9 protein-coding genes are annotated in these 12,452 nt (G+C 42.5%); 6 read left to right on the top strand and 3 right to left on the bottom strand.

Annotation, left to right across the window (positions count from 1 at the left end):
- The first annotated feature begins 91 nt into the window (after positions 1–91).
- The gene (locus BCU84_RS18150) at positions 92–1,765 is read left to right on the top strand and encodes a cation:proton antiporter family protein (RefSeq protein ID WP_102529474.1); all 1,674 of its coding nucleotides are present in this window, start codon (positions 92–94) and stop codon (positions 1,763–1,765) included.
- A 183-nt stretch (positions 1,766–1,948) separates the two neighbouring features.
- Positions 1,949–2,725 carry an ABC transporter permease gene (locus BCU84_RS18145; protein WP_102529473.1) on the top strand — a complete coding sequence of 259 codons (777 nt, stop codon included), beginning with the start codon at positions 1,949–1,951 and terminating at the stop codon, positions 2,723–2,725.
- 103 nt (positions 2,726–2,828) lie between these two features.
- Here the strand turns inward: BCU84_RS18145 and BCU84_RS18140 are convergent, their stop codons facing one another.
- Complete coding sequence (locus BCU84_RS18140) at positions 2,829–4,616, bottom strand: flavocytochrome c (RefSeq protein ID WP_102529472.1); 1,788 nt, start codon at positions 4,614–4,616, stop codon at positions 2,829–2,831.
- A gap of 468 nt (positions 4,617–5,084) precedes the next feature.
- Here BCU84_RS18140 and BCU84_RS18135 point away from each other — a divergent pair, with 468 nt between their 5' ends.
- The 4 genes from BCU84_RS18135 to BCU84_RS18120 all read left to right on the top strand — a co-directional run bounded on the left by BCU84_RS18135 (position 5,085) and on the right by BCU84_RS18120 (position 11,077).
- Positions 5,085–7,061: a transporter substrate-binding domain-containing protein gene (locus tag BCU84_RS18135; protein ID WP_346349197.1), complete on the top strand. Its 1,977-nt coding sequence runs from the start codon at positions 5,085–5,087 to the stop codon at positions 7,059–7,061.
- Complete coding sequence (locus BCU84_RS18130) at positions 7,058–8,440, top strand: sigma-54 dependent transcriptional regulator (RefSeq protein ID WP_102529470.1); 1,383 nt, start codon at positions 7,058–7,060, stop codon at positions 8,438–8,440. The genes BCU84_RS18135 and BCU84_RS18130 overlap by 4 nt, the downstream gene beginning before the upstream one ends.
- Before the next feature lie 395 nt (positions 8,441–8,835).
- Positions 8,836–9,978: a galactokinase gene (gene galK / locus BCU84_RS18125; protein WP_102529469.1), complete on the top strand. Its 1,143-nt coding sequence runs from the start codon at positions 8,836–8,838 to the stop codon at positions 9,976–9,978.
- Between the two features lie 64 nt (positions 9,979–10,042).
- Entirely contained in the window at positions 10,043–11,077 is a 1,035-nt protein-coding gene (locus BCU84_RS18120; RefSeq protein WP_102529468.1) for an aldose epimerase family protein, read from the top strand.
- Positions 11,078–11,311: 234 nt separating this feature from the next.
- Here the strand turns inward: BCU84_RS18120 and BCU84_RS18115 are convergent, their stop codons facing one another.
- The gene (locus tag BCU84_RS18115; protein WP_102529467.1) at positions 11,312–11,743 is read right to left on the bottom strand and encodes a hypothetical protein; all 432 of its coding nucleotides are present in this window, start codon (positions 11,741–11,743) and stop codon (positions 11,312–11,314) included.
- A 514-nt stretch (positions 11,744–12,257) separates the two neighbouring features.
- Positions 12,258–12,452, bottom strand: a 195-nt coding sequence (locus BCU84_RS20895) for a hypothetical protein (RefSeq protein WP_206747663.1), incomplete at its 5' end; no start/stop codon positions are given.

Below are 12,452 nucleotides of genomic sequence, written 5' to 3'. Positions count from 1 at the left end.
ATATAGGTTTAAATTTTAATATCAAGTTAATTTTATTGTTATACAATCTACTTAACTACAACCCATTTTCAACAACTAGAAATAAGGCATTATGGAACCAGCAATTTTCATCATTACCCTGCTTTGCGGCATGCTCGTTAGCCGAGTCGGATTACCTCCGCTTATTGGTTATTTAGCAGCAGGCTTCATTCTGTTTATTTTTGGTGTCCAAGATGAAAGTGTGCCATTACTGCAAGAACTAGCTGACTTAGGCGTTATGCTGCTGCTATTCGCTATTGGCTTAAAACTGGATGTAAAAAGCTTGCTTAAATCTGAGATTTGGGCCAGTTCCAGTCTGCACTTAATCGGTTCGATTTTGTTCTTTTTGCCCATATTAAAACTCTTGGGTTTAGTCGGTCTAGATAGACTGATTGATCTAGAGGTAGACCAACTATTACTGCTGAGTTTTGCCTTAAGTTTCTCAAGTACCGTGTTTGCCGTTAAAGTGCTCGATGAAAACGGAGATGGCCAGGCACTATATGGCCGTATCGCCATTGGTATCTTGATTATGCAAGATATCTTCGCGGTATTGTTCTTAACGATTTCTAAAGGCGAATTTCCATCAGTATATGCCTTAGGTTTACTGCTACTACCGTTATTGAAACCGGTGATTTATAAAGTATTTGACCGAGTGGGCCACGGTGAAATGCTGATCTTATTTGGTTTATCCATGGCACTTATCATGGGTGCATGGGTATTTGAAGCCGTTGGTTTAAAACCTGATTTAGGCGCTCTGATCATGGGTATTTTACTTGCTGGTCACGCAAAATCATCTGAGCTCGCTAAGTCAATTTACTACTTTAAAGAACTATTCTTAGTCGCCTTCTTTTTAACCATTGGCTTAAATGGTCTACCCACTATCGAAGATGTGGGACTTGCAGGGTTATTAGTGTTACTTATTCCGTTTAAAGTATTGCTGTTTTTCTTCATCCTTACCCGCTTTAAGTTGCGTGCTCGTACCTCGTTGTTTGCCTCGTTTAACTTAGGTAATTACAGTGAGTTTGGCCTGATTGTTGCGGCGGTTGCGGCGCAAAAAGGCTGGCTACCAGCAGAATGGTTAATTATTTTAGCGGTGGCATTGAGTATTAGTTTCTTAATTGCTGCGCCATTAAATGCGAGCGTAAACCGCTTGTATCAGCGTTTCCATGACACACTCACTACCATTGAAAAACATCCACTTCACCCAGAGGATAGACAAATCCCAGTGGGTAATCCTCGCTTTTTGATCTTAGGTATGGGGCGAATTGGTTCAGGTGCTTATGATGAATTGCGCAGTAAGTACAGCGGCGAAATTTTAGGGATTGAACACAAACAAGAGTTAGTGGATTTTCATCGCAACGAAGGCCGTAATGTTGTACAAGGCGATGCCAGCGATACCGATTTTTGGGAAAAACTTGAACGTGCCCCTAAGCTTGAATTAGTCCTACTGGCTATGCCGCATCACGTGGGTAATATGTTTGCCGTTGAGCAACTGAAAAAGCTCGAATACCAAGGAAAAATTAGTGCCATTGTCCAGTACTCTGAAGATGCTGAATCACTGAAAGAGCAAGGCGTAAACAGCGTTTATAACTTGTATGAGGCAGCAGGTGCAGGTTTTGTCGATAACGTCATCCACGAATTACTTGAGCCTAAAACTGAAGGTGAACAAACAGCCAATGGCGCAGAAACGAGTGCAGATAAAGCCAGTGCTAAAAATGAAATAACGCCTAATCTGAGCAAACCTTAGCTTGATTGAGTAATGGCTGCCGACTGATTATTTTAGCGGCAATGTAGCCAAATCAAAACTGCGTCTTATGTTGTCATAAGGCGCTTTTTTATGTTTGAATCACTAGCTTGAATAACCTAGCTTGAATAACATATGCCGACTTGTTTAACTAACCTTTCAGCCATTTACACCCAAGGATAGATTATGGATATTAGTTGGCTTGCCCTTGGGCTGTTTATGTTGGTATTAATCGTCCCCTTTGCCATTAATCGCTCATACCAACTGCATCTCGGTAAAGAGATCTCCATCGCCGTGGTGAGAATGACGCTGCAAATGGCTTTAATTGGCCTGTATCTGCAATATCTTTTTCACCTCGATAATGTCTGGGTAAATCTCGCTTGGCTATTGGTGATGCTACTGGTTGGTGCTAGTGCGATTATCAGTAAAGCTAAATTACCTAAACGGCCGTTAATGGGGCCTATCTGCACTGGGCTGCTACTTGGACTCATGCCTATTTTACTGGTGATGATGTTGTGGCTATTTCAGCCGACACCGATTTATAGCGCCCAATACCTGATACCCACTGCCGGTATGTTGTTAGGCAATAGCCTGAGCGGCAATATTATTGCACTGCAACGTTTGTTTGCTGCATTTGAAGAAAAACAGCCTCAATATCACGGCGCTCTGGCGTTAGGTGCTAGCCCTAAACAAGCTGCCGCACCCTTTGTGCAAACTGCACTACAGCAATCTTTTGCGCCTATTCTAGCGTCCATGGCAACCACAGGTTTAGTCAGCTTACCTGGCATGATGACGGGACAAATTTTAGGTGGTGTCGATCCAATTATTGCTGTGAAGTATCAAATCGTAATTTTAGTCGCTATTTTTGCCACCTTAACCATTTCGGTGGCCACCTCAGTCAGCTTAAGCGTGAGAAAGTTACTTACCCACAGTGGAAAAATGCGCTTTAACACTCACCTATAAAAAGCATAAAAAAAAGTGAGCCAATTGGCTCACTTTGCATTGATAACATTAAGGGGAATAATGTTATCGCTAAACTTATTGATGAAGACTTACATTTTAAAACTTACTTTTTAGAGTATGCCGCAGCTTGCTCACCCGCTAAGCGGCCAAAGGTAATGATGTCAGAGATTGCGTTACCACCTAAGCGGTTAGCACCATGAACACCACCTGTGACTTCACCAGCACCGTATAAACCAGGAATCACTTTCTTATCTTCAGAGAGGATTTCAGCTTTATCATCAATTGATACGCCACCCATTGTATGGTGAACGCCAGGAGTCACTTCGATTGCGTAGTAGTTACCTTCATTCAGTGCGCGCGGTAAGTTAGGACGCTCAAAATCAGTGTCTTTACCTGCTGCAACTAGCTTGTTGTACTGCGCAATTGATGCTGTAAGAGCTTTACCGTCGATGCCTTCTAACTTGCCTAGATTTTCAGGAGAGTCAGCAGAAGGAACCACGCCAAGTTGGATGTATTTATCAATTTTCTTCAGTGATTTACGCACTGAGTCATCAAAGATTAAATATGCCACTTTACCTGTTTGGTTAAGAATCGCTGCAGCTGCTTTATCACGAGTGGTGATTTCATTAACGAAGCGTTTGCCTTCTTTGTTCACCAAAATCGCACCATTACCACGTACCGCTTCAGTCACCATCACACCACCTTTAACCGATAAAGTTGGATGTGCTTGAATGTATTTAACGTCGGTCATGCCTGCACCAGCGTTACCAGCAACGTCAAGTCCGTCGCCTGTTGCGCCAGGTTGGTTAGTTGAGATAAAGCCTTTCAATTTAGGGTCGTACTGAGATACACGTTCGTTGTTGCGGCCAAAACCACCTGTTGCCATGACAACGGCATCCGCTTTCACCCAGTAGTAGCCTGTGTATTTACCTTTAACCAGTAAACCTTCCACTTTACCAGAATCATCTTTTAAGATTTCAACACCGCGGGTGTTCATGCGCATATCTACGTTACGCTCTAGAGCATTATCGTAAAGCACTTGAATCACGTGAGCCCCGACACCTGCACCACCAGTTGGGCGATGTGAACGGTTAGCTGATGCGCCGCCCATACGGCCAACATCATTTAAATCAGCGCCCATTTCAGTCATCCAATCAACTGAACCTTTTGAGTGCGATGTTAATACATCAACTAATTTAGGATCGTTTAAGTCGCGGCCACCTTTCATGGTGTCTTTGTACATAGACTCAACGCTATCTTTAATGTCTTTGGCTTTTTGTTGATCAGTCCAAGCCGCATTCATGCCGCCGGCTGCAAGTTTTGCGTTACCGCCAATCACAGGCTCTTTTTCAACTAAAATGACTTTTGCACCTTTGTCTGTCGCTGCAACAGCGGCTGAGAAACCAGCGCCGCCAGAACCAACAACCACGACATCAACGGTATCACTTGGCGCACTAGCCAATGCCGCTTTACGGTCAGCAGAGTCTTTTGCTAGTTCAGCAATGGTAGGCTCATAACGTTCCCACTTACTGCCAAATGGCATATCGAAATCGAAGCTATGACAAGAATCACAGTAGACGACTGATTTTTCATGGCCACTGTGACAAGAAGTACAGGCTACATCGCCAGGGAAGTGAGATTCATGGGCATTGTAGTTTTCACGAGTATTATTTTCAGCGACTTCTTCTAATGTGCCATGACACGACACACATTGCTCATTTTCATAAGTCAGGCTGTCATTAGATAGCTCGCCACTGGGTAAATGGCAGCTTTCACAGTCTTGATTTTCTGAATGCATGTCAGCAAGATTGTCTGCAGCCATCACGCCGCCAGCAAGGCCTGCTGAACCGAGTAAAACAGCTAACAAAGCTGCGCATCGTGTTAATTTCATGGTAACTCCTTAAAAATAGCCATGACGCTAATTCGTCACTTTCATGCCATGCTGTATTAAGCATCACATTGGCTACTGAACCTGATTTATTACCATTTTTATCCTGTTTTAAGGCTTGCTCAATCAAACTTGGCAGACTCGTTTCCAAACTGAACAACTGATCACATCTGGCTTTTCTCACTATGCAAAAGCGCATAAGCCAATTCAGCACTATGCATTTTTGCATAGTTGATAGTGATCAAACCCACACTTCCCTTTGATTAAAGCCATATTTCAAATTGCTCATTATTGGTAATATTTAGCGCCACTTTTTCTATCAAATTTACGCCCAATGCCACAGTTATGAAGATTATGATTTGCTAAAGTGCAATTAAGAAATCAATACAACTCATTGAAAAACGTTTAATGAAATACCTACTCTGTTTATTGCTAGTCATCAGCTTTCCTTCGTTAGCAAAGGAAACTATTGTGTTTGGGGTGCACTCCACTACAGCTCCTTTAGAGTGGCGAGATAACGGTGTTGACCAAGGTTTTCATGTTGAATTAATGAACAGTATTGGCCATTTGCTAGATCGACCCATTATGGTGCGCCGTAAGACATTCCAACAATTGATGACTGATATGCATGATATTCACAGTCCGATTGATGTGGTGGCTGTCGTCAGCCCGATCAATAAAAGACGTGAATTAAGCCAATCAGATCCGATTTATGCCACTCATGCCAAAGCTTTTACGCTACAAGGCGAAGATTACATTGATAATTGGTCTGACTTAGCCGGTAAACGAGTGGCGGTAAAAACAGGTGCATTTGTTGATGTTTTTCTAAGGGATCAACCGCAAGATTTTACTCAAGTAAAAGTTGATTTATACGAAACGGGCTTTCAAAAACTGATCACTAAAGAAGTCGATGTGGTACTTGCTGAAAACTTTGTCGCACGTCGCCTGCAGCCCAAATACCCTTCTGTTCGAAGTGCCAGTGATGCGCTTATCTTCGGCGCATTCACCTTTGTTAGTCACCCCAAAGACGCTGCATTACTGCATGAGATCAATGATGCATTACGACAACTCAAAATTTCTGGCGAGTATGATAGGTTAGTTAATAAATGGTTTGGTATGGGGCGTGAAAAGTTCGATATCACTTCAACCCATAAAAAGATGCTTATTCTTTCTATCGTGATATCCATCATCTCAGCTATAGGGATGCTGTATACCATTTCAGTCAGCCGCAGTTTAAAGTTTCGCTCAGAAGCCTTAGCTCTTGAGTTACAACAACGAGAAATGGCTGAACAAAAAATCAGATCCTTATCCCATCAGTTTCAGGCTGTGCTGAATGGTATTCCACACGGCATGACCATTTTTGATAAACAAATGCAGTGCCTATGGAGTAACGATAACAATCAATTACTCAGCCATAGTAAACTTCATTGTGTTGACGGCACTCCATTTGATTTAGCCACCAGTGTCAAATCAGTCATAACCTCAAAGAAATCCTTCATCGCGGATATGGGCTATTTAGCCCAGTACTGGCAAATGCAAATTCACCCCATCACAGATGAACAAGCCGTAGTACTGCTTGAAGAAAACACCGAACAGCAACACCTTCGCCAAGCCAACGATGAAGCCAGTCGCTTAGCCTCGCTCGGGGAACTGTCAGCAGGTATCGCTCACGAAATTAATAACCCTACCGGTATCATCATTCACTCAATCGCCTTGTTTTCTGAAGCGATGAAAGACCTACAACCTGCTGCGGATTATTATCAACAACAAAACCCCTTTTGGTTAGTAGCAGGACTTGATCCGCAAGCTGCATTTGCCGAAATAAGTCACAGTACCGAAGTAGTTGAAGAAAGTGCCAAACGTATTTCGCGGATTGTAAATGACTTAAAACGCTACGCATTACCCAACCTTGCCTCAAATCATCAAGCCATTGGTTTGAATGAAGTAGTACAAGTTGCGCAGCGATTAACTGCGAATCAATTAAAGCGCTATCAGGTCAGAATTGAGCTAGCAGAACCTAGCCCCAAAATTAACGGGGACGCACAGCAACTTCATCAAGTCATGATTAACTTAATTCAAAATGCTTGTCATGCGACTCCCCCAGGTGATGGGGTGATTTTAATTAAAACGTTCTCAACTGACACCGCTGCAGGCATCAGTGTGCAAGATAACGGCAGCGGCATGGATAAAGCGACATTAAAGCGCATAACAGAGCCTTTTTTCACCACTAGACGTTCACATGGTGGCAGTGGCTTAGGCCTCTCCGTTTGTAGCCGCATATTAAAAGAACATCATGGACACATGAAAGTCACTTCAACCGTTAACGAAGGTAGCTGCTTCAGCTTAACCTTCAGCCTACTGGTTCAGGAAGGTTTAGACGCTAGTCCCATGACTGACTCCAACAGACAAGAGCACACTAATAACGATAGCAAGGAGCTAAACCCGTGAAACTCGCCCGTAATATTTTATTAGTCGATGATGAAGCGCCTTGGTTACGTACTCTGGCAGTCACCTTAAATCGTTTAGTACCAGAGGCGGTTATTGATACTTGTGTTGATAGTCGTCAAGTGATGAATCGCTTAGAAGGCACGGATTACGCGCTGGTATTATTAGATTTAACCATGCCATTTCATTCTGGTGAAGACTTGCTGGCTCAAATCCGCCTTGAACACCCCAACACCCGAGTGATTATTGTCACTGGGGTAAATGAAGTTGATACCGCCGTGCGCTGCATTAAAAATGGGGCTTATAACTACTTTATTAAAACCGATGATGTCGCTGATTTAGCCTTAACCGTGCGCCGTGCACTGGAAGTGGTTGGGCTTGAACGTAATTATCACCGCATTAAAGAAAGCTTTTTAAGTAAGACTTTGGCCCAACCTAGTGCCTTTAATAATATTCTGACATGTGAGCCTAATTTACTGGATCAGTTTAGATACTTGGAGGCGGTGGCATTCAGCCCTGAACCGATATTGATTTACGGGGAAAGTGGCACAGGCAAAGATGAATTCGCCAAAAGTTGCCACCAGCTTTATAGTCCAGAAGCCCCTTTTGTGAATGTGAACCTAGCTGGGATCAGTGAAAGCGCATTTGAACTGCAATTGTTTGGTCAATTGAGCCAAGAGCCAGGAAAGTCACAAGCGGGCGCGTTACATCAAGTGGGCAAAGGCTTATTGTATTTGAACGAAATTGGCGACTTACCTTTGTCATCCCAAGCAAAGTTATTAGATGTTTTGCAGCAAAAACAATACTATCCGATTGGTAGCGATCGCCCTTATCCTGTGAGTTGCCGTATCATTGCCTCAACTCAACATGATTTACTCGCACGTAATCAAGAAGGCTTATTCAGACGTGACCTACTTTATCGCTTACGGGCACATAAAATTCATTTACCGCCATTAAGGCAGCGTAAATTAGATATCGCCATGTTAATCAATCACTTCATTTCATTGGCCGCTGCAGAAATGAATTTAGCACCGCCACAGCAACCAAATGACTTAGCCAACCAACTAAAATGCTATGACTTTCCTGGAAATTTACATGAACTTAAAGGCATGGTGTTTGATGCTGTCAGTCGCAGCGATGGCATACAATTAAACATTTCGCCCTTTATGGAAGCGATTAATGAGCATAAGTCGACTGCTGAGCATGTTGGAAATAGCATCATTTTCCCACAAGTATTACCCACATTAGCAGATATGAGCCAAGCCTTAATCGATGAAGCCATGAGCCGCACTGCCAATAATCAAACCGCTGCGGCGCAAATGTTAGGGATCAGTCAATCAGCTCTAAGCCGTCGCATTACTAAAAAGGATGAGTGCTGTTAGGTCTGCCTTAGAAACAGGGCGATATTGCAATGACGCCCATTGGCATATTTTTATTGAGGATATGTCAGCGGGTATTAGTAATCGCGAATATTATTCGGTAAGCAGAATAATACATCAAACCCAATACCTATTTATAGGTATTGGGTATCTAAAGCAGTATGAATTAACTCAAAAATAGTCACATTTATATCCAAATATAATCAAAATTGTTAATCCTAGTTACACCTCCGACCAATCGTGATATAAATCACATATCTATAGCGCAATTAACTCACTTTCGACTAAATTTAAGGTTAAGTAAGTCAATACGATATTAGTCACTTAGTACGTAACTTAGTCAGTAACATAGTGCGTAGCCTATTACGTAACTCGGCATTCTTTGGAACTGTAACTGTATGTCTAATCCTGCTCAAAAAGCCATGAAGTTGTTTGTACAAACATTTGGAACTACGGCTGATGACCTGTATCAAGCACCAGGTCGCGTCAATATCATTGGCGAACACACGGATTATAACGAAGGATTCGTTTTACCCGCTGCAATCAATTTTCACACTGTTATCGCGGTTAAGGAACGTAGCGATAATACCTTCAGAGCTGTTACTGATGCTTTTCCAGGTCAAATAGAACAGTGGAAGTTTGGTGAAGAAGGGTCAACTCAAGACCAAAGCAGCTGGGGCAATTATTTAAAAGGATTTACCGCGTCAATGTTTCAATCGGGCCTGAAAGCAAAAGGGCTTGATCTTGCTATTGTCGGCAATGTGCCATTAGGCGCAGGCATGTCATCTTCTGCGGCCTTAGAAGTCGCATTCGGCACCGCCATTAGCTACGCCAGTCAACTTCACTTGTCTCCCTTAGCGATTGCTCAAATAGCCCAACGTGGCGAGCATCGTTTTATCAAGACTGAATCTGGGATCATGGATCAAACCATTAGCGCCTTGGCTGAAGCCGATCATGCGTTATTGATTGATTGTTTGGAGCTCGATAGTGAGCCTGTCGCGATCCCTGAAAACCTCAGTTTATTGATCGTTGATCCTAACATTGATCGCCAAAGCCTGATTGAGCGTTTTGACAAACGTAAACAACAGTGTGCTGAAATAAATGACTTATTGGCTGTTGAGTCTTTACGAGAAGTCAGTCTAGTTCAGCTTAATCGTGAAAAAGACGCATTAGGTGAAGAGTTATTTGCCAGAGCAAGACACGTGTTAAGTGAAAATCAGCGCACCATTAGTGCCGCGCGCGCACTAGGCCAAAATGACATGCCAAGGTTTAGTCAATTAATGGCGCAATCCCATGAGTCGATGAAGACTGATTTTGACATTACCACACCAGAAATTGACACCTTAGTCAGCATCATCAAACAAGTCATCGGTAACCGTGGCGGCGTGCGTATGAGTGACGGTTGTGTGGTCGCGTTAATTGACCACGAGTTAACTGATCTCGTCGTCAATGCGATTGAAGACAAGTACCTTAAAGAAACAGCAATAGAAGCCATTATTTACCTATGTTCAGCCAGTAATGGCGCAGGAAGAATTGATTAAGCGATGACCAAGTTTACGTCGTCGCAATCTTCAAGTTAACTCATCTCATCAGGAAGAGACTTTAATGATTCAAATAACAGCCCTTGAACCATGGCAAGATCCGCGCGGTGGTCAAATTGAACGGATTCGATTAGATAACGGCAAAGTGGCTGTTGAAATATTAAGTCTTGGTGGCATCATTCACCAATTATGGACCGCCGATAAACAAGGCGAGATGACAAATATCGTTTTAGGCTGTGACAGTGTCGCTGACTATTTAGCGCAGCAAGCCTATTTAGGCGCGATTGCAGGGCGTTACTCTAACCGTATTGCCAACGGTAAAATGAGCTATCGAGGCCACGAATATCAACTTGATGTTAACCAAGCAACTAACTGTTTGCATGGCGGCGCCGATGGCTTTCATTTAAAACAATGGCAGATGCAACCGCTAGAAGACGGTGTCAGATTAACCCTCACAAGTCCTGATGGCGATATGGGTTTCCCTGGAAATTGCCAGGTGCAACTAGATTATCGGTTAGATAACAACAACCTGCTTATCGACATGCAAGCACAGGTCGATAAATCGTGCCCTATCAGTTTAACCCAACATAGTTATTTTAATTTAGAAGGCGCGTGCAGCAAAACCAATACCCGACATCAGATTCAAGTGGATGCTCAGCATTACTTACCAATGAATGATGTAGGCGTGCCTATTGCAATGAGCTCAGTGACTAACAGTGATTTAGATTTATCCCAAGCCACAGTATTTTCCGAGCAAACCCAGCGTCCAGCACTTGCGGCAACTAATGGTTTTGATCATTGCTATGTACTGCAAAAGACTGCAGATGATTTAGTTCGATTTGGTTGCCTTTCAAGCCCTGAAAGCGGCCGCACAATGACGATTTATACCAATCAGCCTGGAGTTCAAGTCTATGGTGCAAACTTCCTTGAAGGCGCTATCGGTTTTAATGGCGAAGTTTATCAATCACACCAAGCAGTGTGCATAGAACCCCAAATGCTGCCAGATTCGCCTAACCAGCCTGATTTACCCGGTGACCCTTGGGTACCTGCTGGCGGCACCTATCGTCACTCTAGCCGCTATGAATTTGGTATTCTGTAAGGCGAGGTCATCTAAACTTTGACCTTTTAGTGTTCAGAAACTCACAGCAATAAAAATGGCGCGAACGTAAAAGTTCGCGCCATTTTTATCTAATCTGATTATGTCTGCAAAACAACGCCATGCTTGCTTGGGTAAAGTGCTATTTGAGTAAAGCACTGTTTGAGTAAAGTAATATTCGAGCAAAGTACTTTTTGATAAAAGTACTTTATTGTAAAAGTAATGGACTAGATGATATTAGTCGTCACTATCGTCACTCATACTCGCTTCAAAGCCAGTATCTTCAAATTCCATATCATCGTCATCTAATACCTCATCCATAGGCTCTTCTAATGCTGGTATCGCTTTGGATTTAGTCGTAGGCGCAGAGTCTGGAACCGAAGACAATTCAATGTGCGCTTCGTGCTTAACCATAAACTCAGAACGTGCAGCTATCCAAGCTTCATTATGCTCGGCTTTGACCGTTTGTAACTGTTCAGTTTCAAGCTCATGCAAGTTAACTTTAACGATATCTTCAACGTATTCACCGATGGTGTTTCGGTTGACATTGAATAAATAGATCCGCCCCGGAGGTGCATCTGGCAACTGATTGTCATGGACAACAATAGAAGTGCCTCTCGATGTGCGAAGCTCACCAAACCAAACTTGTTTTTTTGCTGTGTTATACATATATGCCAACACCCTTAAATCAACACATACCTTTGATAATGCACTATTTAAAAGCACACCGTTTAATAAACAAACCACACTGATAGCGCATGATTATTGAGGCTAATTAATCAAAAACAGATCCAAAAATCAATAAATGTTTTATGAACTTTTTGATATTTTGAAGTCGGTATTGTGATTTATAACTTAACCGTATCAATCCCACGACTTAAAACACTATCGCTCAAAATTCAATCAAGGCTTTCAATTTCAAATTTAGTTGAAAAATGACAGCCTTCAAGTCGCTAATTTAAAAAATACAGTTTTAAAAACCATCAATATGGGCAAGTGAAAAGATAACCACGTAAAATCAAAATATTGGCAGGCTTAAGTGAAAAACATTCCGCTCATAGACAGTGATAAAAATTCAAAGCTGTGGGGTAACGAGACAGTAAAAGACGATTAGAGTTGGATTCATCAGAGTGTTCTAATGAAGTTAACTCATAACTTCCCCAAAGCTTGTTAGCAGATTTAGTTAGCTAATGATTTCTAGATTTGAATAAAAATCTAAATCAAGGTCTAAGTCAAAATCAAGATCGTGGCGCTTCGCCCATTCTTTTGTAAAGAGCAGACTAAAAGGGAGTGAACTGCGACTCCCTCTTGCTCTTGGCTTACAAAAAATCCCCGCAGCTCCGGCGAAATTTAAAAAGCAAAATTTCCAACGGAGAAT

Source organism: Shewanella sp. 10N.286.51.B7, assembly GCF_002873615.1.
Classification (GTDB): Bacteria; Pseudomonadota; Gammaproteobacteria; order Enterobacterales; family Shewanellaceae; genus Shewanella; species Shewanella electrodiphila.
Note: the sequence above shows the minus strand (reverse complement) of the source record. Positions and strands in the feature narration are given on the sequence as shown.